This is a genomic window from Streptomyces auratus, from assembly GCF_050433025.1.
GTDB classification, from domain to species: domain Bacteria; phylum Actinomycetota; class Actinomycetes; order Streptomycetales; family Streptomycetaceae; genus Streptomyces; species Streptomyces sioyaensis.
The window spans coordinates 2010942-2036496 of sequence record NZ_JBNGCB010000003.1 but is presented as its reverse complement, the minus strand read 5'-3'; the positions used below and the strand labels follow the sequence as shown (position 1 = coordinate 2036496).

The window sequence follows — 25555 nt, the reverse complement described above, 5'->3', positions numbered from 1 at the left end:
CACGGCCCTGCGGCACATCGCCGACCGGTCGGCACGACATGTTTCCGACGACGAGCATGCCGGCAGCCCACCGCCCGGGTTATCCGTTGAGGCTGCTCAGTCGGCCACTCCGCGGAACCCTGGATCGCGTCCCAGTGCTGCGCACCCTCGACCGCGCCTGCCAGGCCGCCACCGGCCACACCCCCGGCGCCTTCCGCGCGCAGGAACGGCCCTGAAATCGAGCAGGGGACGATGCGGAGCGGACCTGCCACCGGAGACCGATTGCGCGCGGCGAGGCCGACGCGGTGGACTCTCACAGTGTCCCCTCCGGCGTCAGCACCACGAACTCCGCGCCCGCAGGGTCCGTGCAGACGGCGAGGCGGCCGACGCCCTCGGCGGTATCCGGGCCCATCGACAGGATGCCGCCGTTGCCCGTCACCAGGCCGACGGTGGCATCGCAGTCCTTGGAGCCGAACACCGGGTGCCAGTACGGCCTGCGGCTGGGGCCCAGGAGATCGGCCGGGACTTCCATGAGGCCGCCGTGCATCCGGTCCTCGCCGCGGTCCGCGGGGGTGAGCAGGGTGTAGGTGCCGCCACCGCCCGGGAGCGCCATGTCCTGGGTGGTCCAGCCGAAGACGGTGGTGTAGAAGGTCTGCGCGGCGGCCGCATCGGTGGTGTAGAGCTCGGTCCAGCACAGCGTGCCCGGTATGTCCGCGGCCTCGATGCCCGGATATCTCAGGGGCTGCCAGACGGCGAACTCCGCGCCCTGCGGGTCCGTGAGCTGCGCGAACCGGCCGTCGTCCGCGCCGACTTCGGCGGGGGCCGTGCGGACCGCGCCGCCTGCCTGTTCCACCGCCTTGGCCGTGGCGTCCGCGTCGGGGGTGTGGAAGTAGAGCGTCCAGGCGGAGCGGGCGCCGACTTCGGTGAGTGGGCCCACCGCGCCGACGGCCTTGCCGTCGAGCCGGAAGAGGGTGTAGCCGCCTGCCTCCTGACCACCGTGCGGCTCGGACTGCCAGCCGAACACGGCGCGGTAGAACGCCGTGGCGACCTCGACGTCGGGGGCGCCGAGATCTAGCCAGCAGGGGGAGCCGGGGACGAAGTCGGTAGTGATCATGGCGATTCCCTTCGCGGATCCTCTCTGTTGTCAGCCTGACATCCGGCACTGACACTCGCCCGTCGGCCGGGGTCCGGTACCCGTGCGCCCGCCGGCCGGGATCCGGTGTCCGAGGTCCGGTGCCGTGCGCCCACCGGCCGCGAGGCCGTCCCCGCGCCCGTCAGGAACGCCCGGCGCACGCATCACCAATCGGCGGCACGCATCGCCAATCGGCGCGAGGTATGGTCATGAGCCCCCCGTATGGCTCGGCCACCCAGCGAGCGCCCCGTCCACCGCGCCATGAGGGAGAGCGCGAAGAGTTCAGGTCCTCTCCCGGTAGAGCTCCTTGGCGATGATCGAGCGCTGCACCTCCGTGGCGCCCTCGTAGATGCGCGGGGCACGGACCTCCCGGTAGAGGTGTTCCAGCAGGTGTCCGCGGCGCAGCGCGCGGGCGCCGTGGATCTGTACGGCGGCGTCGACGACGTACTGGGCGGTCTCGGTCGCCAGCAGCTTGGCCATGGCCGACCGGCGGGCGATGTCCGGGGCCCCGGTGTCGTACGCAGTGGCCGCCGCGTACACCAGGAGCCGGGCGGACTCGACCCGGGTGGCCATCTCGGCGAGCTGGTGGCCGACGGACTGCAGGTCCTTGAGGGGGCCGCCGAACGCGGTGCGCGCGCCGGCGTGCGTCAGTGCCGCATCCAGCGCGGCCTGCGCCATGCCGACCGCGAAGGCGCCCACGCTGGGCCGGAAGAGGTTCAGCGTGGCCATCGCCACGGCGAACCCGCCGTCCACCTCACCCAGCACATCCGCCCTGGTCACAGGCGTGCCGTCGAAGACGAGGGTGCCGATGGGGTGCGGGCTGAGCATGTCCAGGCGCGCGCCGGTCAGTCCGGGGCGGTCGGCGGGGACGAGGAAGGCGGTCACCCCGCGCGCGCCCGCCCCGCCGCCCGTGCGGGCAAAGACGGTGGCGAAGTCGGCCTCGGGGGCGTTGGAGATCCAGCACTTCTCGCCGGTGAGCCGCCAGCCGTCCGGGCCGTCAGGCTCGGCGGCCAGGGACAGGGCCGCGGCGTCCGAGCCGGCGCCCGGCTCGCTGAGCGCGAAGGACGCGACCGCCCGGCCGGCGGTCACCTCCGGCAGCCAGCGGGCGCGCTGCTCCTCGGTCCCGGACTGCACGACCGGGTAGGCCCCCAGCCCCTGGAGCGCCAGAGCGGTCTCCGCCTCCGTGCACTCCTGGGCGAGCGACTCCCGCAGCAGACACAGGTCCAGGGCGCGCAGGGCGCCGTCGGCGGGGAACAGGCGGCGCAGCAGACCCAGTTCGCCGAGGGCGGCGACGAGCGGACGGTTGACCCGGCCCTCGGGACCCTGCTCCGCCAGCGGGCACAGCCGTTCGGCCGTGAGCGCGCGCAGTTCGGCACACCACTTCCGCTCATCCGGTCCCAGCGCGAATACGGTCACGAGGCGGCTCCCTGGTAACGGTCCTCTATCGCGGTCTGTTGACTGCCGTCACGAACACGTTACGCTGACGACGGATCCGAACGGCAGTCCTCGCCCCGCAGAACGAGCGCCACCCGAGCCTTCCCCACCGGTTCCCGCACCGGCCTCCACAGTCCCCCATCCCTCCCCCGGCCGCGTGTCGGCCGCCATGCCCCAGGGGGCATCCGCCATGGAGCTACGGTCCTCGGCCCACGCCGACACCTTCGCGCGCGACCGGCTGCCGCCCCACGACCAGTGGCCGCAGCTCACCGATCTGGGCTATCCCGACCGCCTGAACTGCGGCGCCGAGCTGCTGGACGGCACCATCGCGCGGCTCGGCCCCGACCGGCCCGCGATCCGCGACGCCGGCGGGCCGGTCTGGACGTACGGACAGCTGCGGGCCCAGGTCGACGCGATCGCCCATGCGCTCACCGGCCCGCTGGGCGTGCGGCCGGGCAACCGCGTTCTGCTGCGCGGCCCCACCACACCGTGGCTGGCCGCCTGCTGGCTCGCCGTGATGAAGGCGGGGGCGGTCGCGGTGACCGTACTGGCCTCGCAGCGCCCCGAGGAGCTCGCCACGATCTGTGAGATCGCGCAGGTGAGGTATGCGCTGTGCGATGTCCGCTCGGTCGACGATCTCGCCAAGGCCACGGTCCCGGGGCTGCAGATCACGCGCTTCGGCGGGGACGGCCCGGACGACCTGCGGCAGCTCGCCCGGCCGGGCGGTGCGCCGTATCCGGCGGTGGCGACCGCGGCCGACGACGTCGCGCTGATCGCCTTCACCTCGGGCACCACCGGGCGTCCCAAGGGCTGTATGCACTTCCACCGCGATGTGCTCGCCGTCGCGGACACCTTCTCGGCGCAGGTACTGCGCCCGGAGCCGGACGACGTGTTCGCCGGCAGCCCGCCGCTCGGCTTCACCTTCGGCCTCGGCGGGCTGGTCATCTTCCCGCTGCGGGCCGGCGCCTCGGCCTTTCTCGCCGACTGGGGCGGGCCGGAGCGGCTGCTCGGCGATATCGCGGCGCACCGGATCTCGGTGCTGTTCACCGCGCCGACCGCCTATCGCGCGATGCTGCCCCGGCTCGCCGGGCACGACGTCTCCTCCCTGCGCCGCTGCGTCTCGGCCGGGGAGAATCTGCCCGCCGCGACCTGGCAGGCCTGGTACGAGGCGACCGGTCTGCGGATCATCAACGGCATCGGCGCCACGGAGCTGCTGCACATCTTCATCGCCGCCGCCGACGAGGCGATCCGGCCCGGTACGACGGGACTGCCGGTCCCGGGCTTCCAGGCGCGGGTGGTGGGCGCGGACGGCGAACCGCTGCCGGACGGCGAACCGGGACTGCTGGCCGTCCGCGGGCCGACCGGCTGCCGCTACCTCGCCGACGCCCGGCAGACCGCGTACGTACAAGGCGGCTGGAACATCACCGGCGACACCTACGTCCGCGAGCCCGACGGCTACTTCCGCTATGTGGCCCGCGCGGACGACATGATCATCTCGGCCGGCTACAACATCGCGGGCCCGGAGGTGGAGGACGCCCTGCTGCGGCACCCCGACGTGACCGAGGCGGCGGTGGTCGGGCGGGCCGACGAGCAGCGCGGGCAGGTGGTCGTCGCCCATGTCGTACTGCGGGCGGGCGTCCCCCGGGGAGAGGAGACCGTCGCGGCCCTGCGCGCCTCCACCAAGACCCGGATCGCGCCCTACAAATGCCCGCGCGAGATTGTCTTCCACACCTCCCTGCCGCGCACCCCGACCGGCAAGCTCCAGCGCTTCCGGCTGCGCGGGCCCCATCTAGAGTGACCCGGTGAACGACCAGCAAACGCAGCGCACCCCACGGTCCCTGATCGTCACGTTCTACGGCGCCTACGGACGCGGCGAGCCCGGCACCGCGGGCGGCCCGGCCGCGCCGGTGCCGGTCGCCGCCCTGATCCGGCTGCTCGGCGCGCTCGGCGTGGACCCGCCGTCGGTACGCTCCGCGGTCTCCCGCCTCAAGCGGCGCGGTCTGCTGGTCCCCGCGCGCACGGCCACCGGGGCCGCGGCCTACGGGCTGTCCGACGACGCCCGTCAGCTCCTGGAGGACGGCGACCGGCGGATCTTCGGCCGGCCCGCCGCCCAGCTGTCCGACGGCTGGGTACTGGCCGTCTTCTCCGTCCCCGAGGAGGAGCGGCACAAACGGCATCTGCTGCGCTCCCGCCTGGCGCGGCTCGGTTTCGGCACCGCCGCACCCGGGGTGTGGATCGCCCCCGCCCAGCTCTACGAGGAGACCCGGCACACCCTGCAGCGGCTGCAACTGGACCCGTACGTCGATCTGTTCACCGGCGCACACACCGGGTTCGCCCCCACGGCGGACGCGGTGGCGCGGTGGTGGGACCTCGATGCCGTGGCCGCGGCGCACCGCGCCTTCCTCGCCGAGCAGGAGCCCGTCCTGCGCCGCTGGTCACCGCGCCGCTCGGTGCCCCCCGAGGCGGCCTACCGCGACTACCTGCTGGCGCTGGACGCCTGGCGTCAGCTGCCCTATGCGGATCCCGGACTGCCCTCTCCCCTCCTGCCCGAGGACTGGCCGGGCGGCCGCGCGGCGGAGGTGTTCGGCCTGCTGCACGCCAAACTGCACACCGCCGGGGCCCGTTACGCACACGAGCTGACGACCGGAGCGTAGCGCCCCCTCCCCCGGCCTCAGCGTCGGCGCTGCTGGGCCCCCACCGTGACGCCCGACCGCGGCCTGGCGGCGGCGATCACGGAGACCACGTCCTTGAAGGAGCTGCACATCCGGGTGCCGGCGACCCCGGCGAGCTCGCCGAACTTCCCGACGCCGTAGGTCACTGCGACCGGCTCCATGCGCGCGGTGACCGCCATCCTCATGTCCCCCACGGTGTCCCCCACGTACGCGCTCTGCCAGGCCGCGACGCCGAGTCGGCCGGCGGCCCGCAGCACCATCTCCGGGTGCGGTTTGCCGCGCCGGACCATGTCCTGGCCGATGACCGGGCCGACCAGATCACGGATGCCCATGACATCGAGGAGCGACTCGGCGCTGCGGGTGGTCTTGGACGTGGCGACGGCGAGCTCGACGCCGTGGGCGCGCAGCGCGGACAGCCCCGCGGTCACGCCCGGGAACAGCAGCTGCGGCCCCTGGCACAGGACCTCGTAGGAGAACAGCTCGCGGTAGCGGGAGATGGCGGCCTGTACCCGGCCGTCGTCCTCGGGCTTGCCCAGCAGCCGGCCGAAGGCGGGGCCGGGCGGCTTGCCGATGGCGGCGGCCGCCTGCCGCGGGGTCACCGAACAGCCCTGCTCCGAGGCCACCTTGACGAGAAGTTTGCTGATCGCGGGGAGAGTGTTGGCGAGGGTGCCGTCCAGATCGAAGACGGCGGCTCTGATGGTTTCACCGCCGGCGCCCCGCACGCCTCTCACGGGACGTTCGCCGACTTCCGTTGCTACGCGCATGGCTGAGACCTTTCCGGATTCCTATGGGGGTGCAGGGGGCTCGGGTGACGTTGCTGGCTCGGCTGCTCGGGCGGCCTGCGGTCGACGACTGGTGAAGGCAGAGGCGGTCTCGCCATGACGTACCACTGTCCAAGGGCGGTACGCGACCGTCGCGGGCGGCTGCAACGGAGGGGATCGCCCCGTTTACCGCCTTCGGAGATTTAAAAACCGCCTGCGCTGTTTGTCAATGCATCCTTGCTGCCTCTGACGGGTCGACAACACTCCGCTTCCCGGCCAGACTGGGAACGCACCGCACCCCCCGAGCCCCACAAGATCCGAACGACCGACCGAACGTCAGCTTCGCGTCAGACAGCGCCAGTTCCGGCCAATCCTGGGGAGCATACCGAACCGCATGGTTGGTTTTCTATGTAGACTGCATTGAGCTCGCAGCCGTACTAGAGACGGGACGGACACCGTGCCCACCCAGCATCGCGCCATCCAGAGCCGCCAGGCACTCATCCGCTCGGCCGCAGAGACCTTCCTGGAGAAGGGGGTACCCGCCGCGGGCATGGTCGAGATCAGCCGGCGGGCCCGGCTGAGCAAAGGTGCCCTCTACTTCCACTTCACGTCCAAGGACGACCTCACGCTCGCGGTGCGGGACGCCGCACTCGCCACCCTGCAGGAGGTCGAAGAGGCCTTCACGCGCTCCCCGCAGCCGCTGACCACCGCCGTACAGGACTTCACCGTCGAACTGTTCGGCCGGGTGCGGACGGACGCCGTGCTGCGCGCCGGACTGCGGCTGCGGCCGGAGACCGCGCCGGGGCTCGGCATCTACGCCCTGGAGCAGCGCTGGTACGCGCTCTTCCTCGACAAGGCGGTGACCTGCGGCCCGTGCGGGCCGGCCGGCTCGCACGCGCCGGACGCCGAACCGCGCCGGACGGCCCAGCTGTTGACCTCGCTCGTGGTGGGCCTGCTGCATCTGGGCGGCGAGGACGGGACGTGGTGGGACGAAGAGTCGATCGTGGGCATGTGGGGGCTGTTGCCGGCCGCGCCGAGCCGGATCGCGGCCGCCGGCATCCCGGCACCGGCCCAGCTCCCGGCGGCCGGCTGACCGGCGCGGCCGCCACCCGGGCCGGTGCCGCCCGCCTCTGCGCGCCCGGCCCTCACAACTCGACCAGCACGGCCCCGATATGACGCCCCTGCGTAAGTTCGCACAGCGCCCGTGGCGCCTGCTCGATCCCCTGGAGAAGGGCGTGCGGGAAGGTCAGCGAGCCCTCCCGCAAGCCCTGCCCGAACTCCTTCGTCCACTCCTGCGGCAGATCCGGATGCGCATACAGCCCGAAGCCGCGCAGCGTCACCCGGCGCGTGATGATCAGCCCCGTGTCCAGCTCCACCGGCGTGAGGGCACCACCGCTCCCGCCCAACTGGCTGGAGAGCGCGCCGACGAGCGCGAACCGCGCATCGGGACGGGCCACCGCCAGCGCCGCCGGGAGCTGTTCCCCGCCCACGGTGTCCAGCAGCACATCGATCCCCCCCGGCGCGGCCCGGCGCAGCTGGCGCTCGATCGGCCCGGCGCCGCGCACGATCGTGTCGTCGTACCCCAACTCGGCGCGCAGCCGGGCCGCCTTGCGTTCCGAGCCGGTGCTGCCCACCACCCGGCCGGCCCCCAGCCGGCGCGCGAGCTGCCCGGCCAGGCTGCCCACACCGCCCGCCGCGCCGGTGACGAAGACGGTGTCCCCCGGCCGCACCTCGGCGGCCCGGCGGAGCGCACCCCAGGCGGTCGCCCCTTGCGACAGATGTGCGGCGGGCGTCGGCAGGGCGTCCGGGTCGAGCCGCCGTACCCGCGACTCCTCGACGGCCGCGAACTCCCGCCAGCCGTACGGATGGTGGACCAGCTCCCCGGGGGCGAAGCCGCCGCCGGGTGCCGCCACGACCTCGCCGACCGCGGCGCCCCACAGCGCCTGCCCCGGCACGAATGAGGGCATCGGCAGCGGAACTTTGGTCATCTGCGTCCGCATCGCAGCGGTCACCGCCATCACACGGGTACGCACCAGTACCTCCCCCGGCTCCGGGACCGGCACCGGGACCTCGACGATGGTGAAATGACCTGCCGTCAGTTCGCCTTCGGCCTGGTGGGCGAGGCGGACCTCGCGGTGTACGGCCGGTATGGCGGGGACGACGGTGGGGGACATCGGACAGCTCCTCGCGCTCGTAACACTCGACGGCGTCGCACCGGGCCGCGACGCGGGATTCGCGCCACCGTCGCGGGCGCGAATCAATACCGCATGGTTGGCTTCTTTATGATGCGGAAATAGACTGCGCGGCCACGGGCGGCGGGTCGCACTCAGGCACAACAACTCCAAGAGAGCATACGGAGGATGATCGGTGGTCAAGCAGGAACGCGCAGTGCGCACCCGACGGGCCGTCCTCGAAGCGGCGGCTCATGTCATCGGCACCCGCGGGTACCAGGCCGCCACGATGGCAGAGATCATCCAGCGCGCCGGGGTCACCAAAGGCGCCGTGTACTTCCATTTCACGTCCAAGGACGCGCTGGCCCGGGCGGTCATCACGGAGCAGACCGATCCGTTTTTGCCGCAAGTCAGCGAATCCCGGCTGCAGGACGCCATCGACTTCACCCACCATGTGGCGCTGGCCCTGCGCAGCGATCCTTTGCTGCAGGCCGGCACCCGTATCGCGGTGGAGACGACGTTCAGCGAGAACCCGCTCGTGCCGTACCAGGCCTGGACCGACATCATCACCACGATGTTCACCGAGGCCCGCGACAACGGGGAATTACTGCCCGGCGTGGCACCGGACCGGGCGGCCGAGTTCTTCGTCGCCGCCTACATGGGCGTGCAGTTGTTCTCGCGGGCCGCGACCAACCGCGCCGATCTCCCGGAGCGCGTCACGGCTCTGTGGAAGCACACCCTCCCGGGTCTGGCGTCGCCCGGCGCGCTGAGCCACCTGGATCCGCACGGCCGGTGCGTGAAGGTCCCGGTCTGACACCACCGTTCACCGCCCCGACGAAGCCGGGGCCCGTTCGGCACTGGAAAACAAACCACATGGTCCGTATCTTAGTGCCGCCGAACGGTCACCACGGCTCAGCCCGGCAGGGCGCGAAGAGCCGCACCTCAGAAAGGAACACCTATGGCCAGCGCCACGCTCACGCCGTACTTGCGCGATGAGCGCCACGACAACGGAGGCGAGGACGCCAACGGAATCCGACCGTCCGCGCTCACCACGACGGTGCCGCGGGAGTATGTGCACCGCACCGCCGTCTCCGAGGTGTTCCTGACCAACTGGCGTCAGGGCGACGCCGACAGCTGGGTGGTCAGCGCGCAGTGGCCGCGCGCCCACACCTTCTACGGTCCGGTCCACGGGCTGCACGACCCGCTTCTGCTGATAGAGAGCATGCGGCAGGCCGGGATATTACTCAGCCACGTCGCCCACGGCGTGCCCCTGGACCACCCGATCATCTGGCAGCGGGTCCGCTACGACCTCTTACCGGAGGCGCTGCGCACCACCGACCGGCCCGCCGAGCTCGAACTGCACATCACCGACCACGACATGGTCCACCGCGGCAAGCGGCTGGCCAGCGCCCGCCAGGAGTTCCGGATCGTGCGCGACGGCGCCGAACTGGCCACGGCGGCGCTCGACTACTCCTGTCACAGCCCGGCGGTCTACCGCCGGCTCCGCGGCGAATACTGCGATCTCGCCCTCGCCAACTCCCGCAAGCTGCCGGTTCCCGAGGCCGTTCCCCCGCAGCTGGTCGCCCGGGACCACGACCGCGATGTGGCGCTCTCCCCCACGGACCGCCCCGACCGCTGGCAACTGCGGGTGGACACCTCGCACCCGGTGCTCTTCGACCACCCCGTCGACCACACGCCCGGCATGCTGATGATCGAGGCCGCCCGGCAGGCCGCGCAGGCGTCCGCCCCCGGCTTCACCCTCCCGGTCTCCATGGAGTGCTCGTTCGCGCGCTATGCCGAACTCGACGCACCGTCCTGGGTACAGGCGCGGACCACCGACCGGTCCGACGACGGCAGCCGGCAGCTCACGGTCACCGTCGAACAGCACGACAAGCCCGTCGTCTCCGCGCAGATCACCAGCGTGCCGATGTCCTGACCGGCCGCTGCGCCGGCCCGCCGGCCGCCGGCCACCACACGCCTCTTCGCCGCCCGCCCGGCGCCCTGCCGGGCCGGCCCCCGTACGGCCCCGCCCCGCACTGCCCGTGCCTCCCCCGTCACCGCAGTGTGAGGCGGGGCTTCGGCGCGTCGGTGCGTCCGGTGGGCGGGGGGCGGTTGCCCGCCTGGTACGGCAGCGGCCAGGGCGCTCCCGGCCCCGCGTACCCCTGCTCCGCGGCGGCGTGCAGCGTCCAGTGCGGGTCGTACAGATGCGGTCGGGCCAGCGCGCACAGGTCCGCGCGGCCGGCCAGCACCAGGGAGTTGACGTCGTCCCAGGAGGAGATCGCGCCGACCGCGATGACCGGCACACCGAGGGTGTTGCGGATGCGGTCGGCGAACGGGGTCTGGTAGGAGCGGCCGAAGTCGGGGCGCTCGTCGGAGACCACCTGCCCGGTGGACACATCGATGGCGTCCGCGCCGTGCCGTGCGAAGGCCTCGGCGATGGCCACCGCGTCCCGGACCGTGGTGCCGCCGTCCGCCCAGTCGGTCGCGGAGATCCGCACGGTCATCGGACGTCCGGCCGGCCAGACGGCGCGGACCGCGTCGAAGACCTCCAGCGGGAAGCGCAGCCGGGCATGCACGTCGCCGCCGTAGGCGTCGGTGCGCCGGTTGGTGAGCGGGGAGAGGAAGCCGGAGAGCAGATAGCCGTGTGCGCAGTGGAGTTCGAGCAGATCGAAGCCGGCGCGGGCGGCGGACTCGGCGGAGCGGACGAACTGTTCGCGCACGGTGGCGAGTTCGGGCTCGGTCAGGGCGTGCGGGAGCTGGTTGACGCCGGCGCGGTAGGGAAGCGGGGAGGCCGCCACGAGGGGCCAGTTGCCCTCCGGGAGCGGCTGGTCGATGCCGTCCCACATCAGCCGGGTCGAGCCCTTGCGGCCGGAGTGCCCGAGCTGGACGCCGATGGCGGTGCCGGGCGCGGAGGTGTGGACGAAGTCGGTGACCCGGCGCCAGGCGGTCTCATGGCCCGGTGCGTACAGTCCCGTACAGCCGGGGGTGATCCGTCCCTCCGGGCTGACGCACACCATCTCCGTCATCACCAGCCCGGCGCCGCCCAGCGCGCGGGCGCCGAGGTGGACGAGGTGGAAGTCGCCGGGGGTGCCCGCGCCGTCCACCGCGGAGTACATGTCCATCGGGGAGACCACGACCCGGTTGCGCAGGGTCAGCCCGCCCAGCCGGAACGGGGTGAACATGGGGGGCGTGGCGGATTCGATGCCCGCCTCGCGCTCGACGGCCGTGACGAATCCGGGGTCGCGCAGCCGCAGGTTGTCGTGGGTGACCCGGCGGCTGCGGGTGAGGAGGTTGAAGGCGAACTGGTGGGGCGGCTGGTCGAGGTAGGTGGCCAGCTCCTCGAACCAGGCGAGGCTGGCGCGGGCGGCACGCTGGGTGGAGGCGACGACGGGGCGGCGCTCCTCCTCGTAGGCGGCCAGCGCGGAGGCGGTGTCGGGCTGCTCCTGGAGGCAGGCGGCCAGCGCCAGGGCGTCCTCGACGGCGAGCTTGGTGCCGGAGCCGATGGAGAAGTGCGCGGTGTGCGCGGCGTCGCCGAGCAGCACCGTATTGCCGTGGGACCAGCGCGCGTTGACGACGGTGCGAAAGGCGATCCAGCTGGAGTTGTTGGCGCGCAGCGACCGGCCGCGCAGCGCGTCCGCGAAGACCTTGGCGCACCACTGCGCCGACTCGCGCTCGTCGCAGCGGTCGAGTCCGGCCGCCCGCCAGACCTCCTCGCGCATCTCGACGATGACGGTGCTGGCGCCGTCGGGGTGCTCCCCGGAGGGGCTCGTTGCGGGGTGGCCGGACGACGGGCGGGCGTAGGGATAGGCGTGGAGCTGTGCGACGCCGTGCTCGGTCTGCGCGATCTCGAAGCGGAAGGCGTCGAGGGCGAAGTCGGCGGCGAGCCAGATGTAGCGGCAGCGGTGGGTGGTCAGCTGCGGGCCGAAGATGTCGGCGTGCGCGGTGCGGGTCGCGCTGTGCACCCCGTCGGCGGCGATCACCAGGTCGTAGGTGCGCGCCAGTTCGGCGGCGGGCGGGGCCTCGGTACGAAAGCGCAGCTCGATGCCGAGGTCACGGCAGCGCTGGTGGAGCAGAGCCAGCAGCCGGCGCCGGCCGAGCGCCGCGAAGCCGTGCCCTCCGGAGGTCAGGGTGCGGCCCCGGTGCACGATGTCGATGTCGTCCCAGCGGACGAACTCCGCCTGGAGCGCGCGGTAGACCTCCGGGTCGGCGTGCTCGATGCCGCCGAGGGTCTCGTCGGAGAGCACCACGCCGAATCCGAAGGTGTCCTCGGGTGCGTTGCGCTCCCATACGGTGATCTCGCGGGTGGGGTCGAGGCGCTTGAGCAGGGCCGCGGCGTAGAGCCCGCCCGGCCCCCCGCCGATGACGGCGACCCGCATGGCTACTTCCCCTGCCATTTGGGCGTCCGCTTCTCCGTGAAAGCGGCGTGGAATTCCGCGTAGTCGTCGCTGTTCATCAGCAGCGCCTGGGTGGCGGCGTCCATCTCGACGGCGGCGGCCAGCGGCATGTCGAGCTCCGCGGTGAGCAGCGCCTTGGTCTGGGCGTGGGCCAGCGCGGGCCCCTCGGCGAGCCGCTTGGCGAGCGCCGCGGCGGCCTCGTCGGCCCGCCCCTCCTCGGCCAGCTCACTGATCAGCCCGAGGCGTTCGGCCTCCGGGGCCCGGACGGGGTCGCCGAGCATCAGCAGCCGGGTGGCATGACCGAGGCCGATGACGCGCGGCAGGAGATAGGCCGCGCCCATGTCACCCCCGGACAGCCCGACCCGGGTGAAGAGGAAGGCGAAGCGGGCGGAGGGATCGGCGACGCGGAAGTCCGCGGCCAGCGCCAGCACCGCACCGGCCCCGGCCGCGACCCCGTGCACGGCCGCGATCACCGGGAACGGACACTCCCGCAGCGCCCTGACGACCTGCCCGGTCATCCGGTTGAAGTCCAGCAGCTGCGCGGTGTCCATGCCCAGGGTGGCGCCGATGATCTCCTCGACGTCGCCGCCGGAGCAGAAACCGCGCCCCTCCCCCGCGAGCACGAGGGCGCGCACCGAGCGCTCCCGGGAGAGTTCCGCGAGCAGATCGCGGAGGTCGGCGTAGGCCTCGAAGGTGAGGGCATTGAGCTTGTCCGGGCGCGCGAGGGTGACGGTGGCGATCCCGTCCTTCCTGGTCACGCGGATGTGCTGCCAGGGCTCTGTGCTGCGGGCGGATCCTGCGAACGGGCTCATCGGGCTGCCTGCCCCCTTTGGCCGGTCGGCCGGTGGATGCTGTTCCGGATGCTCCTCGAAGTTATCACCCCTTCATGACTATCGTCACGAGAACGCGATATGCGCGCGCCGCCGGTGGCGATTCCCCGCCCTCCGGACGACCGGGCGAGGGTGCCGAAGGTCCCGGCCTCCGCATGACGTAGGTCATGTGCGACCCGGCCACACGCCCCTGATCCCGGCGCCCCGCGCTTCCTACGCTGGATCCGACCGAACCGGCCTCGAACGGCCGGCCTGGCTTCTGCGAACGGATCGACGGCACATGCTGGAACCCGCGACCCCGACCTGGCACATCGCGCTGCCGCGTGGCGTGACGGCCGTCCCCATCGCCCGCGCGATGGTCCGGGCCGCGCTCCAGGACCTGCGGGTGGCGGCCGACCGGCCCACCGCGCAGTTGCTGACGTCCGAGCTGGTGAGCAACGCCCTCCAGCACACCTCCGGTAGGGAGCCCATCGAGCTGGTGGTGGAGTCGCGGCCGACGGGCTGCCTGATCGAGGTGCACGACGACGATCCGCTGGTCATCGACGTGCTGCTCGACGATCCGTGCCCGCTGTCCGGGCCGGGAGGTGCGGTGTTGGTGGCGGCGCCCGATGCTTCGGGGCCAGGGCCAGGGCCAGGGCCGGGGCTGGGGCTGGCGGCGGGGAGCGCCACGGCGGAGGGGGACGCTACGGGAGAGGGGGCCCCCTCGGGGGACGAGGTGCCTGCGGTGGATGCGCTGGACGGGGTCCCTGCGGCGCACGCGGTGGACGGGGTCCCTGCGGCGGGCGGGGCGCGTACGGCCGAGGGTCGCCAGGCGGAGGGTCACCGGGCGGCCGATGACCGGCTTCCGGCGCAGCGTACGGGGGGCGTCGCGCCGGCGGATGACGCCGGGCGCAGCGGCGGGGACGAGGACGGCGACGCCGGGGAGAGCGCGGAGGCAGGCGGCACCGAGGCGGGCACGGGCACCCGGGCCCCGGCCCCTCTGGCCGCCCCCGGCCCCCCGATCATCCAGGCCGCCGACGCCGTCGATGCCGCTTATGCCGCCGAAGCCACCGGCCTGGGCCCGCACGGCCACGACCACCAGCACCGTGGCCTGCTGCTGCTCCGTTCGCTGAGCTCCGACGCGGGCTGCCGCCGGACGCCGCGCGGCAAGGCCGTCTGGTTCACCCTTCCCGAGGTGCCGCGCCGCCGGTAGTGAGGCCGCTACCGGCCCCGTCCGCCGGTTCCTGGGCCGTCGGTTCCTGAGCCGCCTGTTCCTCGACTGCCTGCCCGAGCCGCGAACGGCGCCGCCCGTAGCACGCATAGACCAGCGCCCCGGCCACCAGGAAACCGGCGAACTGGAGCCAGGTCGCCGGACCGGTGCCGTAGCTCAGATACAGACAGAAGGCGATGCCCAGGAGCGGGCTGACCGGGAAGAGCGGCACGCGGAAGCGGCGCGGCAGATCGGGGCGGGTGCGGCGCAGCACCATCACGCTGAGGTTGACCGCCACCATGACGGCCAGCGTCCCGATGGTCGACAGATTCATCACCGCGTCCAGCGGCACGACCGCGGCCGGCACGGCGAAGACCGCCATGACGATCCAGGTGTTGGCGACGGGGGTGGACGTCCGGGGAGAGACCCGCTCGAAGACCCGCGGGACCAGCCCGTCCCGCGACATCGACATCAGGATGCGGGTCTGGCCGTACATGACCGCGAGGACGACCGAGGCGATGGCGACGACGGCGCCGAAGGCGATCACCCCGCCACCGAGGGTCGAGTGGGTGACGCGGTTGACGATCAGCGACAGCGCGGCGGGCCGGCCGGCGACGTCGTCGTCGGCGGAGAGCGCACCGATGGCGGCGGCCGCGACCAGGCAGTACAGGACGGTGACCACACCGATGCAGACCATGATCGCGACCGGGATGTTGCGCCGCGGGTTCTTGACCTCCTCACCGGCCGTGGTGATCGCGTCGAAGCCGATGTAGGAGAAGAAGGCGACCGAGGCGCCGGAGGTGATGCCGGCGACGCCCTCCGGGGCGAACGGCGAAAGGTTGCCGGCCCGGAAGGCGCTGAGCCCGATCGCGCAGAACAGGACCAGGATCGCGAGCTTCAGGACGGCCATCGCGGCGGTCGCCCGGGCGCTCTCGCGGATGCCGCGGACCAGCAGCAGGGCGGCGAGCAGCAGCACGACGACGGCCGGGACGTTGACGAGGCCGCCGTCACCGGGCGGGTTGGAGAGCGCGGCGGGCAGCTGCCAGCCGGTCAGGCTGCCGAGCAGCTCGTTGAGGTACTGGCCCCAGCCGACGGCGACCGCCGAGACCGAGATCCCGTATTCGAGCAGCAGACACCAGCCGACGAGGAAGGCGGTGCGCTCGCCGAGGGTGGCGTAGGCGTAGGAGTACGAGCTGCCGGACACCGGTATCGCGCCGCCCAGCTCGGCGAAGGAGAAGGCGGTGAAGACGCAGGTGACGGCCGCCAGCACGAAGGAGACGAGGACGGCGGGACCGGCCTTCGCGACGGTGTCGGACAGGCCGACGAAGATGCCGGTGCCGACGATCGCGCCGATGCCGAAGCAGATGAGCTGGAAGAGCCCCATGCTGCGGCGCAGGCCGTGGCCTTCGAGGTCCGCACCCGATTCGGCGATGAGCAGGTCGGGGGACTTGATCCGCGGTCCGGACAGGGCCGCGGGAGGTGCGGCGCGCAGCGCCTCCGAGGGACGGCGGCAGGAGACGGGCGGGCGCATGGGGTGGTTCTCTCTCTGGTGGTGCGGTGCGCGCGGCGCGGGTGGGCCACACACGAAGCGGGGTCCGGACCGGTGGGTCCGAACCCCGCGAGCGGCTCGATGGTAACCGCTTGACCTGCATGATCGCCTGTCGCGGCGGATGGCTGCGCCGCACCTGAGGTGCCGCGCGGGCACCCCGTAGCGCTAGCCGGCGAGCGTCGCGACCAGCACCGCCTTGATCGTGTGCATCCGGTTCTCCGCCTCGTCGAAGACGACGGAGTGCGCGGACTCGAAGACCTCGTCGGTGACCTCCAGCGACGACAGTCCGTGCCGGGCGTGGATCTCCCGGCCGAGCGCGGTGCCCAGGTCGTGGTACGCGGGCAGACAGTGCAGGAACTTCACGTCCGGCTTGCCGGTGGCGCGCAGCACGTCCATCGTGACCGCGTACGGGACGAGCTGCGCGATCCGCTCGTCCCACACCTCCTTGGGCTCACCCATGGAGACCCAGACATCGGTCGTCACGAAGTCCGCACCGCGCAGGCCCTCGGCGACGTCGTCGGTCAGCGTGAGGCGGGCGCCGCTGCTCCCGGCGAGCGCGCGCGCCTGCGCGACGACCGACTCCTCGGGCCACAGCTGCTTCGGCGCCACGATCCGCACGTCCATGCCGAGCAGGGCGCCGGTGACGAGGTAGGAGTTGCCCATGTTGTTCCGGGCGTCGCCGAGGTAGGCGAAGGCGGTCTCCTCCAGAGGGCGCCCCTTACCGTGCTCGACCATGGTCAGCACGTCGGCGAGCATCTGCGTGGGGTGCCATTCGTCGGTCAGCCCGTTGAAGACGGGCACCCCGGCGTGGGCCGCCAGCTCCTCGACGTCGGACTGCCGGCTGCCGCGGAACTCGATGCCGTCAAACATCCGGCCCAGGACCCGGGCGGTGTCCTTCACCGACTCCTTGTGCCCGATCTGCGAGCCGGACGGGTCGAGGTAGGTGGTCGAGGCGCCCTGGTCCGCCGCCGCGACCTCGAAGGAGCAGCGGGTCCGGGTCGAGGTCTTCTCGAAGATCAGGGCGATGTTCCGGCCCCGGAGGCGGGGGACCTCGGTGCCGGCGCGCTTGGCCGCTTTCAGCTCGGCCGCCAGCTCGGTCAGTCGGCGGAATTCCTCGGCGCTGAAGTCCAGCTCCTTGAGGAAATGGCGGCCCCTGAGGTCTATCGCCATGGGTGGGCTCCTGATTCGCGACGGTCGGGACGGACTCGAATAGTGGAAGTGTATACGAACACATGTATCTCTATACGGAGCCCCCGGCGCGGCCGCGGGGTGCGGCACCGGAGCACGGAGCCCCTGGCTGGAGTACGGAGCCCCTGGCCGAGGAGGGATCCGGCCCCGCCCCGAAGGGTGCGGGGCATCCTCAGGCTGCCCCCGTCACCGCGTCCCTCGCCACCGGACAACTCATACAGCGCGGCCCGCCGCGTCCGCGTCCGAGCTCGCTCCCCGGGATCGTGATCACCTCGATACCGCGCTTGCGGAGGAAGGTGTTGGTGGTGACGTTCCGCTCGTACGCCACCACCACGCCCGGCTCCACCGCCAGCACATTGCAGCCGTCGTCCCACTGCTCACGTTCGGCCGAGTGCACGTCCTGGGTCGCGGTCAGCACCCGGATGTCGGACAGGCCCAGCGACGCCGCTATGGCGCGGTGCATGTGCTCCGGCGGATGGTCGGTGACCTTGAGGTCCTGATCGCCCGACCCCGGCTCGATGGTGTACGAGCGGAGCATGCCCAGGCCCTCGTACTGGGTGAAGGTATCCCCGTCGATCATGGTCATGACGGTGTCCAGATGCATGAACGCCCGCCGCTTGGGCATGTCCAGCGCCACGATCGTGCGGGCGGAACCCGCTGCGAACAGCCCCCGCGCAAGCAGCTCCACGGCCTGCGGCGTGGTGCGTTCGCTCATCCCGATGAGTACGGCGCCACTGCCCAGCACCAGGACGTCCCCGCCCTCGATCGTCGAGGGGAAGTCCGCCTGGCCCTCCGACCAGACATGGAAGTCCTCGCCGCGGAAGAGCGGGTGGTGCCGGTAGATCGCCTCGTAATGCATGGTCTCGCGCTGCCTGGCCGGCCAGCGCATGGAGTTGATCGACACCCCGTCGTAGATCCAGGCGGAGGTGTCGCGGGTGAAGAGGTGGTTGGGCAGCGGCCCCAGCAGGAAGTCGTCCAGATCCATCACATGGAAGCGCACCGAGGTCGGCTCGGGGTGGCGTTCCAGGAACTCGCGCTTGGTCATGCCGCCGACCAGCGCCTCGACCAGCTCCGGGACCGGAAGCTCGTCGAAGGCCGCCCGCAGATGGTCGGTGGCCAGCGGCCCGTATTCCTTCTCGTCGAAGACCCGGTCGAGGACCAGCTGCCGCGCCTCGGGAATCTGCATGCTCTCGGCCAGCAGATCCCCGAAGAGGTGGACCTCCACCCCACGGTCCCGGAGCACATCGGCGAACCCGTCGTGCTCGGCCCGCGCCCGGCGCACCCACAGCACGTCGTCGAAGAGCAAGGCGTCCTTGTTCGAGGGCGTGAGCCGCTTCAGCTCCAGATCGGGGCGATGCAGGATGACCCGGCGCAGCCGCCCGGCCTCGGAGTCGACTTGGAATCCCATCCACCCATCTTGGCCGCTCCGACGGTTTTGCGGAGGGAGTCGGGGGATGTCGGATCGGTTGGGTCGGCCCGGGCGGGGGCCAGGCACGGGCCAGGCGCGGGCCAGGCGCGGGCCAGGCGCGGGCCGGTTGGTGTTGGCCCGCAGGCGCTTGTTGACCGGGCCGGAGCGTGGGCGGCGGACTGGTCGAGTTCGTCGGCACGTTCACGGAGAAGCCGAGCGTGGGTGTCGGCGCGGACCGTGTTGCCGCAGCCGGGTCGGCATTCGTACTGCCTCGGGACACGTCGCCCCGGGCTCTGGTTCACATCGGGCGCTGTCGTGCTCGAAGGCGCAGATCAGGGACGCGGCGGGGTTGCCGCAGAGCACGATGCCGTCCCGGGTGAGGAAGGCGCTTGCCTTCCTCGCGACGGCGTGGGGCCGGCGGGGAAGCAGTTGCGACGGCGGGCGGGCCGTGTACGACGGCGGGCGGGCCGTGGCGTATCGGGCGTGAGCACTCCCGGCCCCGGGGCGGTGGCGTACCGCTCGGGGTGTTCCTTCCGCGTGGACGCGGTCGCGGTGGGGCCGTCCCACCTCAGGCAGGGTTGCGGTCGCGCACCTCCAGCTTCTCCAGTATTCCGGCGACGCGGTCTCTTGATTCGTCGACGGTGTCCATCGCCTCGACACACGTCCAGTACATTCCGTCCTCGTCCGCCAGCAGCACCACGGCCACCAGCGCTTCACACACCTCCCGCAACAATCGGCACAGGCCGGTCAACGCCTCCTTGACGTCGCGCACTTCGGACAGCTGACCCGCCCGCAGCCCACCGGTGACCGATGCCGGGCACAGCAGTCCCCCGCTGAACCGCCCGCCCGCATCGCCTAATCCCCGGGCCCTGGACCGCACTTCGTACGGACCGAATATCGCGAGATGGCTGCCTATCGCCTCTGCCAGGGCTTGCGCCTGCCATGCCTCGACGATCACTCCCTGGATCGTGTTCGCCTCCGCCACACCGCGCCGACTCGCCGCGATGATCCGCACTGCGTCCATCCGCTCCCTCCTCTCCTCATCAATCGCATGCACCCTGCACTCTTCTCACTACCCAGAGTGAGGGTGAACACCCAAAAAAGCCAGGGGAATTCGCAAATCTGTGGACAACCAAGGCGATGTGGAAAGATCTATGACTCCATAGAGTGATGAAAGGGCGGCTCGTACGCGCGTCTTCCCCGCACGCCACAGCCTCCTCGCCCCTCACACCACCGGCACACGCCACACAGGACGCCCGGAGTGAGCGCCCAAGTGAACATCTGGGGCCGGCGCAGAAGACCCCGGAGCGGACACCGAAGAGTGCGGTGCGAGCCCGCGAGCGGGCCTCCCCACACGGCGGGGCGGGGGCCGACGCCCCCGCCCCGCCGGCCCCCGCCCCGCTACGACCCGACCCGGCCGGCCCTACTCCTCCCCACCCTCCCGCGGCCGGTCCGGTCGTGCCGAACGGACCGCCGGAAAGCGCGTCTCATTGCGGTCGATCTTCGCTGCGAGCGCCGTCAGGGCGTCGATCCCCAACGCCTCACAGAACTGCAGCAGATAGGCCAGCACGTCCGCGACCTCGTCCTCGACCCGGCCGGCCTTCCGCGGATCCGACATCACCGTCGCCGACTCCTCCGGCGTCAACCACTGGAAGATCTCGACGAGTTCCGCGGCCTCGACACTCAGCGCCGCAGCCAGGTTCTTGGGGGTGTGGTACTGCTGCCAGTCCCGCGCGGCCGCGAACTCGGCGAGCCGTCGCTGCAGCGCATGAAGATCTTCACTCATACCCCCAGGTGTAGCACCTGCACGCCGGGCAGTCCGTCGGCGACCGACGGGTCCCGCACCGTCCCCAGCAGCCGCACATGCCCGCGCTCGGTCATCCGCACGGCCAACGACACCAGCTCACGGGCCTGCCTGAGGTCCATGCAGCGGTCCATCCCGTCCGCCAGCACCGTCATCTGCTGATGGGCCGACGGGACCTCCCCGACCGGGTCCATCGCCAGCACGTCCGGCCCGGTGAGCAGCACCAGCGCCAGCGCGAGAAACCGCAGCTCACCGTCGCCGAGCTGCTCGACGGGAAGTTCCCCCAGCTCCCCCCTGTCGAGGACGGCCCGGACGCCCTCCGCGCCCCCGGCCCCGGGCACGGCCTGCGCACCCGACGAGCCGCCGCCCGCGCCGTCACCGCGGCCCACCCCCGCACCGGCGACGGCCGCACCGGCGTCGCCCTCCCCCGCTCCGCCCGGCCGGAGCGGCACCGTATGCAGTCCCTCGACGGGTCCGGCGCAGGCCTCCCGTACCGCCGCCACCAGCACCGCATGCCGCCGCGCACACTCCCGGCTGGTACGCGCCAGCACCGTGGGCAGGTTGTCGCAGGCGGACCGCAGCCGCCCCTCGTCGCACTGTTCCTGCGCGCCGTGGCCCCAGCCGCCCGCCTCCCCACTTCCCGCACTCCCCCGGCGCCCCCGGGCTCCCCAGGCTCCTGCGGTCCCCACCCCGCCGGACCCTCCCGGCTTCCCAGGTGCCTTGCCTGCGGCGCCCCCCGCGGCCCCGCCACGCCCACTCCGCCGTACGCCGGCCCCGGTCCCGCGTCCCGCAGCACCCCCACCGTCCGCACCGCATCCGCCCTCCGCACCGCCCGCCCCCACGGCCCGCATGGCCTCCGGCCGCGGGTCGCACACGAACGCCGACCGCAGCGCGACCACCACCTGTTCCGCGGCCGCCAGGACCAGCCGCTGGCCCGCCGTCTTGCCCGCGACGCGCAGCGGCAGCAAGGAGGTGCCGAGCCGGTCGTCGGGTAGCGGGGCACGGGTCACCGGGGTCGCACCCGCGGTGTGCCAGGCCGCCTGGACCGCGGGGCGGGTGGGGTCGGTGAGCGCGGTGGTCAGCAAGGTCTCGCCGCCCCCGGTCAACCGCTCGCCGACGATGCGCAGTTCGGGCTCGGCCTGGACCGCGAGATCGAGGCTGACGGGTCCGGCCGGGCCGTCGACCGTACATCCGATGCGGAAGCCACGCCTCCCCTGCCCGTCGGGGCGCGCCCCCACCGGCACACATGCCGACGGGCCGCCGGCCACCTCCTCCAGCGCCCGCGCGAGTGACTCCCCGCTACCGAGCCGGGCGAGAATCGCGTACGCCTGCAGCGCGCTGGACTTGCCGCTGCCGCTCCCGCCGCTCAGCAGTGTCAGCGGGCCGAGCGGCAGGGTGACGCCGCGATGGATCTTGAACGCGGACAGCCGTAACTCGGTGACCGCCGGCCGCACACTGTCGGAATTCATATGCGGACGTTACGCAGCGCCCCGAGCGGAGAACCGTTACGCCCAGCAGCTCTTCCTACGAACGGGGGATGGCGCCCGCCGCCTCTTCCTCGACCTCGGTGCCGACGGGTGCCAGCAGGAAGACATTGGTGTCGACGCGGTGCATCCCGCTGCCCAGCCCGAAGACGACTCCGCTGGAGAAGTCCAGGATGCGCTTGGCGACATCGGTATCGGCACTACTGAGGTCCAGCAGGACGGGGATCTGCGCCATCAAGTACTCGGCGACCTCACGGGCGTCGGCGAAGGTCTGGACGCGGATGACGATGAAACGCCGCAGCTGCTCCGCCGGTTCGTCCTCCGGGAGGGCCCGGTGGTCGGGCCAGGAAGGCCACTCACTGCTGCTGCGGAGCGGGACGACCTCGGCGAGCCCTTCCCACTGCTCGTCGGTGGCATCGGGGCCGTTCACCGAATCACCTCACCCGGGGGAGCGCTGGCTGTCTGCGGTATCTGCATCGCACAATTCTAGAGATAAACATACAAAGCTCGGCGGACGCGACACACACCGCGTCACGTCCCGTTCCATCCTGCACCATGGCCCCTGACCTGTGCTGACATCCGCGACAGATATCCTGCGTCGAGATTCTGTGTGCCTGTTCATCCCCATTGTGACGGAGGTCGGTTCTGTCGTGAGCTCTGAGCCTCCCGGCCGTCGGCTGCGTGGCCTGCGCGGCCTGCGCAAACCCGCGAAGAAGCGGCCCGCCGGTCCCCCGCCCGCCGCCGCCCCGGACGACTCCGACGCCCCGAAACCGTCGGCCGAAACCGGCGGCCGCGTCATCAACGCCGCCCTCTACCGCGACGGACACCGCGTCAGCACCCATGACACGCTCGCCGACACCTTCCGGCAGCAGCGCGCCACGCCCGGCACCCTCGCCTGGATCGGCCTGCACCGCCCCACCCCCGCCGAACTCACCACCCTGGCCTCGGAGTTCGACCTCCACCCGCTCGCCCTCGAGGACGCCCTGGAGGCCCATCAGCGGCCCAAGCTGGAACGCTACGGCGGCACCCTCTTCGTCGTCCTGCGCGCCGCGCGCTATCTCGACGATCCCGAGGAGGTCGACTTCGGTGAGCTGCATGTCTTCGTCGGCCGCGACTTCGTGATCACCGTACGGCACGGCGGCGCCCCCGACCTCTCCGCCGTACGCCGCCGCATGGAGGACGCCCCCGAACTCCTCAAGCGCGGCCCGGAAGCCGTCCTCTACGCCATCCTCGATGCCGTCGTCGACGGCTATGCGCCAGTCGTCGCCGGTGTCCAGAACGACATCGACGAGATCGAGACCGAGGTCTTCGACGGCGACCCCCGGGTCTCCCGCCGTATCTATGAACTCTCCCGCGAGGTCGTGGAGTTCCAGCGCGCCACCCGCCCACTGAACGGCATGCTGGAGAACCTGACCGCGGGCTTCGAGAAGTACGCCATCGACGAGGAACTGCGCCGCTATCTACGCGATGTGGCCGACCACGTCCTGCACACCACCGAGCGCGTGGACGGCTTCCGGCAGGCGCTGCAGGACATCCTCACCGTCAACGCGACCCTGGTGAACCAGCAGCAGAACGCGGAAATGCGGGCGCTGGCCGAGGCCGGCTTCGAACAGAACGAGGAAATCAAAAAGATCTCGGCCTGGGCCGCCATCCTCTTCGCACCGACACTCGTCGGCACGATCTACGGCATGAACTTCCGGAACATGCCGGAACTGCACTGGGCATTCGGATACCCGTTCGCGGTGGTCCTTATGGCAATCGTCTGCACCGGCCTGTACGTCGTCTTCAAGCGGCGGGGCTGGCTCTGAGCGACCGCGGGGAGGCGGCTCTCTCGCGGTCTGGGGCACTCCGGCAGGAGCGCATATCGCCGACGGCTGTGCCCACGGAACAGGCCGCGTCCGCGGCATCCGACTCCGAACCCGGGACGGTGTACCAGTGAACGAGGAGACCCCACAGCTCGACTCTGCTGTGCCGCGCGAGCACCGGCCGGCGAACGCTTCAGCGCTGATCCACAACGGGGCCGGCGAGTACCTGCTGCACCTGCGGGACCAGATTCCCGGTATCTGGGAGCCGGGAGCGTGGTCCCTGCTCGGGGGCGGACGGGAACCAGGCGACCGGTCTTTGGAGGAGACGGTCCGGCGGGAGCTGTGGGAAGAGGCCGGTCTCGACATCCCTGACCTCGCCCCCTTCGCAGTGGAGGAGGCCTCGGGCAGCGACGGCACGTCCCTTCCGATCCAGATCTTCGTCGGCCACTGGGCCGGTGACCCGGCCGCCTTGGACCTGACCGAGGGCGTCATGCTGCACTGGTTCCGGCCCGAGGTCATGCCGCGCCTGCGGATGGCCCCTGCGACCCTCGAACTGGTTCGCCGCCACGCCGAGATGCTCCCCTCCGGCCAGTGCGGAGCCGCCCCACCGTTGGCGGGCGCCGACGCCCGCCGACCTCCGCACCCGCGCGGGCCGTCGGCACCAGTCTCGACCGGGGATGCCGTGCTCAACGTCATCGGCGTCCATCTCTACCTGGAGAACGCCAACGGCGAGGTCCTGCTCGGTCTGCGCCACCCCGACTCCGCCTACGCGGGGTCGACGTGGCATTTCCTGGCCGGCCACTGCGAGCGGGAGTCCGCCGTCGCCTGCCTGATCCGCGAAGCCCGGGAAGAAGCCGGGCTGGTGATCGACCCGAAGGACGTGGAGTTCGTGCACGCCGTCCATCTCGTCGATACGCCGGGAATGCAGCCGCGCATGCAGATGGTCTTCCGCGCTCGGCGCTGGACGGGGGTGCCGGAGATTCTCGAGCCCGACAAGTGCATCAGCTGGGGCTGGTGGCGTCCGGAAGCCCTTCCGGAGCCGATCGTGCCCTACACCCGCGCAGCGATCGAGGGAATTCAGTCTGGCCGTCTCTACACCGAGAGGGGCTGGTCATGACCGATACAGGCGCGGGTGAGTGCACGCCGACGTAGCGCCGCACGTCCCTGCGGGAGCCCAGGCCCCGTCATCGCCTTGCGCCTTACCGATGGAGCCGATCCGTCGTCGCCCGGCGCGAAAGGCGGCGGACTGGTTGTGCAGGGAGTGAGGCCAGGCGCTGCCCGGCGGCGACCACTCCGCGTTCCTGCGCCCCCGCGCGCCGGGTAGGGCGACCGCCATGTCTGCACAGGACCAAAGGTTTTTTCTCATCGGGGCCGCAACGAAGGTCCGGCAGTTGGCGATTCAGTGGTGCGCAGCTATCGATTTATTTCGAGCACGAGTCGCACGCCAATTCATACAACCCTATTTCTGGTTCTTCGGTTGCGAGGGGCTGATGGGCTGCAACTAGCTTCGGTGGCGCGCCGCAGCTCCTGATCCGGGTTCCGATGAATCCGGGCGCAGCTGTTCATGAGCCGGACGGCCGGCTCGTGGCCGGGCTGGGGAGGGTGGCGGAATCCGCATCGAAGGAGACGGCAATGAAGAAGACTTACGAAGCGCCGACGCTCGTCCGACTGGGTTCGTTCCGGAAGAAGACCGGGCTCCTGAACAGTTCCGGGAACGACCGGCTGATTCTGAGCAAGAACTGACGGTCGACGGCT

At 71.8% G+C, this 25555-nt stretch carries 21 protein-coding genes and 2 pseudogenes; 10 read left to right on the top strand and 13 right to left on the bottom strand.

Annotated elements, in window-relative coordinates:
• Nucleotides 1-292 precede the first annotated feature (292 nt).
• Nucleotides 293-1093 (bottom strand): VOC family protein, encoded by an 801-nt coding sequence (locus tag BKA18_RS28610; protein ID WP_366045644.1) that lies wholly within the window; start codon nt 1091-1093, stop codon nt 293-295.
• Between the two features lie 300 nt (nt 1094-1393).
• Nucleotides 1394-2527 carry an acyl-CoA dehydrogenase family protein gene (locus BKA18_RS28605; RefSeq protein ID WP_366045643.1) on the bottom strand — a complete coding sequence of 378 codons (1134 nt, stop codon included), beginning with the start codon at nt 2525-2527 and terminating at the stop codon, nt 1394-1396.
• Nucleotides 2528-2735: 208 nt separating this feature from the next.
• On the opposite strand from BKA18_RS28605, the gene BKA18_RS28600 reads away from it, so the two are divergent.
• Nucleotides 2736-4343 (top strand): AMP-binding protein, encoded by a 1608-nt coding sequence (locus tag BKA18_RS28600; RefSeq protein WP_366045642.1) that lies wholly within the window; start codon nt 2736-2738, stop codon nt 4341-4343.
• Nucleotides 4344-4347: 4 nt separating this feature from the next.
• On the top strand, nt 4348-5199 hold the full coding sequence (locus BKA18_RS28595) for a PaaX family transcriptional regulator (RefSeq protein ID WP_093485853.1): 852 nt from the start codon (nt 4348-4350) through the stop codon (nt 5197-5199).
• Between the two features lie 17 nt (nt 5200-5216).
• Here BKA18_RS28595 and BKA18_RS28590 read toward each other — a convergent pair whose 3' ends face one another.
• Complete coding sequence (locus tag BKA18_RS28590; RefSeq protein ID WP_211823521.1) at nt 5217-5981, bottom strand: HAD family hydrolase; 765 nt, start codon at nt 5979-5981, stop codon at nt 5217-5219.
• A gap of 454 nt (nt 5982-6435) precedes the next feature.
• Here BKA18_RS28590 and BKA18_RS28585 point away from each other — a divergent pair, with 454 nt between their 5' ends.
• Nucleotides 6436-7071 carry a TetR/AcrR family transcriptional regulator gene (locus tag BKA18_RS28585; RefSeq protein WP_093485849.1) on the top strand — a complete coding sequence of 212 codons (636 nt, stop codon included), beginning with the start codon at nt 6436-6438 and terminating at the stop codon, nt 7069-7071.
• Nucleotides 7072-7123: 52 nt separating this feature from the next.
• Here BKA18_RS28585 and BKA18_RS28580 read toward each other — a convergent pair whose 3' ends face one another.
• Nucleotides 7124-8152, bottom strand: coding sequence for an MDR family NADP-dependent oxidoreductase (locus BKA18_RS28580; protein ID WP_366045641.1), 1029 nt, complete (start codon nt 8150-8152; stop codon nt 7124-7126).
• A gap of 193 nt (nt 8153-8345) precedes the next feature.
• Here BKA18_RS28580 and BKA18_RS28575 point away from each other — a divergent pair, with 193 nt between their 5' ends.
• The gene (locus tag BKA18_RS28575) at nt 8346-8963 is read left to right on the top strand and encodes a ScbR family autoregulator-binding transcription factor (protein ID WP_366045640.1); all 618 of its coding nucleotides are present in this window, start codon (nt 8346-8348) and stop codon (nt 8961-8963) included.
• 144 nt (nt 8964-9107) lie between these two features.
• The gene (locus tag BKA18_RS28570) at nt 9108-10085 is read left to right on the top strand and encodes a ScbA/BarX family gamma-butyrolactone biosynthesis protein (protein ID WP_366045639.1); all 978 of its coding nucleotides are present in this window, start codon (nt 9108-9110) and stop codon (nt 10083-10085) included.
• Nucleotides 10086-10203: 118 nt separating this feature from the next.
• Here BKA18_RS28570 and BKA18_RS28565 read toward each other — a convergent pair whose 3' ends face one another.
• Together BKA18_RS28565 and BKA18_RS28560 are read right to left on the bottom strand one after the other, a co-directional pair.
• Nucleotides 10204-12525 (bottom strand): bifunctional salicylyl-CoA 5-hydroxylase/oxidoreductase, encoded by a 2322-nt coding sequence (locus BKA18_RS28565; protein WP_366045876.1) that lies wholly within the window; start codon nt 12523-12525, stop codon nt 10204-10206.
• A gap of 2 nt (nt 12526-12527) precedes the next feature.
• Nucleotides 12528-13355 (bottom strand): enoyl-CoA hydratase family protein, encoded by an 828-nt coding sequence (locus BKA18_RS28560; protein WP_006602528.1) that lies wholly within the window; start codon nt 13353-13355, stop codon nt 12528-12530.
• 298 nt (nt 13356-13653) lie between these two features.
• Between BKA18_RS28560 and BKA18_RS28555 the strand changes: the two are divergent.
• Nucleotides 13654-13905 (top strand): annotated as a pseudogene (locus BKA18_RS28555) (ATP-binding protein); the annotation flags it as partial.
• Between the two features lie 552 nt (nt 13906-14457).
• Nucleotides 14458-14565 (top strand): annotated as a pseudogene (locus BKA18_RS28550) (ATP-binding protein); the annotation flags it as partial.
• Here BKA18_RS28550 and BKA18_RS28545 read toward each other — a convergent pair.
• The 7 genes from BKA18_RS28545 to BKA18_RS28515 all read right to left on the bottom strand — a co-directional run bounded on the left by BKA18_RS28545 (nt 14534) and on the right by BKA18_RS28515 (nt 22425).
• Nucleotides 14534-16093: an amino acid permease gene (locus BKA18_RS28545; RefSeq protein WP_366045638.1), complete on the bottom strand. Its 1560-nt coding sequence runs from the start codon at nt 16091-16093 to the stop codon at nt 14534-14536. The pseudogene BKA18_RS28550 and the gene BKA18_RS28545 overlap by 32 nt on opposite strands.
• A 183-nt stretch (nt 16094-16276) precedes the next feature.
• Nucleotides 16277-17281 carry an ornithine carbamoyltransferase gene (gene argF, locus BKA18_RS28540; protein WP_366045637.1) on the bottom strand — a complete coding sequence of 335 codons (1005 nt, stop codon included), beginning with the start codon at nt 17279-17281 and terminating at the stop codon, nt 16277-16279.
• Between the two features lie 190 nt (nt 17282-17471).
• Complete coding sequence (locus BKA18_RS28535) at nt 17472-18707, bottom strand: arginine deiminase (RefSeq protein ID WP_006602532.1); 1236 nt, start codon at nt 18705-18707, stop codon at nt 17472-17474.
• Nucleotides 18708-19275: 568 nt separating this feature from the next.
• On the bottom strand, nt 19276-19731 hold the full coding sequence (locus BKA18_RS28530; protein ID WP_093485835.1) for a DUF6099 family protein: 456 nt from the start codon (nt 19729-19731) through the stop codon (nt 19276-19278).
• Between the two features lie 399 nt (nt 19732-20130).
• Nucleotides 20131-20493, bottom strand: coding sequence for a nucleotide pyrophosphohydrolase (locus BKA18_RS28525; RefSeq protein ID WP_006602534.1), 363 nt, complete (start codon nt 20491-20493; stop codon nt 20131-20133).
• Nucleotides 20490-21980, bottom strand: coding sequence for a biotin transporter BioY (locus BKA18_RS28520; RefSeq protein ID WP_366046638.1), 1491 nt, complete (start codon nt 21978-21980; stop codon nt 20490-20492). The genes BKA18_RS28525 and BKA18_RS28520 overlap by 4 nt, the downstream gene beginning before the upstream one ends.
• Before the next feature lie 55 nt (nt 21981-22035).
• Entirely contained in the window at nt 22036-22425 is a 390-nt protein-coding gene (locus BKA18_RS28515; RefSeq protein WP_006602537.1) for a cell division protein SepF, read from the bottom strand.
• Between the two features lie 220 nt (nt 22426-22645).
• Between BKA18_RS28515 and corA the strand changes: the two genes are divergently transcribed.
• The 3 genes from corA to BKA18_RS28500 all read left to right on the top strand — a co-directional run bounded on the left by corA (nt 22646) and on the right by BKA18_RS28500 (nt 25543).
• A complete protein-coding gene (gene corA / locus BKA18_RS28510; protein ID WP_366046637.1) occupies nt 22646-23803 on the top strand; it encodes a magnesium/cobalt transporter CorA in 1158 nt (385 codons plus the stop codon).
• 127 nt (nt 23804-23930) lie between these two features.
• Nucleotides 23931-24917 (top strand): NUDIX hydrolase, encoded by a 987-nt coding sequence (locus BKA18_RS28505; RefSeq protein ID WP_366046636.1) that lies wholly within the window; start codon nt 23931-23933, stop codon nt 24915-24917.
• 515 nt (nt 24918-25432) lie between these two features.
• Nucleotides 25433-25543, top strand: a complete 111-nt coding sequence (locus BKA18_RS28500) for a keywimysin-related RiPP (protein ID WP_366046635.1) — start codon at nt 25433-25435, stop codon at nt 25541-25543.
• Nucleotides 25544-25555: the final 12 nt, after the last annotated feature.

Coding starts and splice junctions, on each gene's coding strand:
- BKA18_RS28580 (WP_366045641.1), bottom strand. CDS start 8,152: ATGTCCCCCACCGTCGTCCCCGCCATACCGGCCGTACACCGCGAGGTC.
- BKA18_RS28520 (WP_366046638.1), bottom strand. CDS start 21,980: ATGAATTCCGACAGTGTGCGGCCGGCGGTCACCGAGTTACGGCTGTCC.
- BKA18_RS28610 (WP_366045644.1), bottom strand. CDS start 1,093: ATGATCACTACCGACTTCGTCCCCGGCTCCCCCTGCTGGCTAGATCTC.
- BKA18_RS28560 (WP_006602528.1), bottom strand. CDS start 13,355: ATGAGCCCGTTCGCAGGATCCGCCCGCAGCACAGAGCCCTGGCAGCAC.
- BKA18_RS28535 (WP_006602532.1), bottom strand. CDS start 18,707: ATGGGATTCCAAGTCGACTCCGAGGCCGGGCGGCTGCGCCGGGTCATC.
- BKA18_RS28590 (WP_211823521.1), bottom strand. CDS start 5,981: ATGCGCGTAGCAACGGAAGTCGGCGAACGTCCCGTGAGAGGCGTGCGG.
- BKA18_RS28525 (WP_006602534.1), bottom strand. CDS start 20,493: ATGAGTGAAGATCTTCATGCGCTGCAGCGACGGCTCGCCGAGTTCGCG.
- BKA18_RS28570 (WP_366045639.1), top strand. CDS start 9,108: ATGGCCAGCGCCACGCTCACGCCGTACTTGCGCGATGAGCGCCACGAC.
- argF (WP_366045637.1), bottom strand. CDS start 17,281: ATGGCGATAGACCTCAGGGGCCGCCATTTCCTCAAGGAGCTGGACTTC.
- BKA18_RS28545 (WP_366045638.1), bottom strand. CDS start 16,093: ATGCGCCCGCCCGTCTCCTGCCGCCGTCCCTCGGAGGCGCTGCGCGCC.
- BKA18_RS28600 (WP_366045642.1), top strand. CDS start 2,736: ATGGAGCTACGGTCCTCGGCCCACGCCGACACCTTCGCGCGCGACCGG.
- BKA18_RS28530 (WP_093485835.1), bottom strand. CDS start 19,731: ATGGACGCAGTGCGGATCATCGCGGCGAGTCGGCGCGGTGTGGCGGAG.
- BKA18_RS28500 (WP_366046635.1), top strand. CDS start 25,433: ATGAAGAAGACTTACGAAGCGCCGACGCTCGTCCGACTGGGTTCGTTC.
- BKA18_RS28565 (WP_366045876.1), bottom strand. CDS start 12,525: ATGCGGGTCGCCGTCATCGGCGGGGGGCCGGGCGGGCTCTACGCCGCG.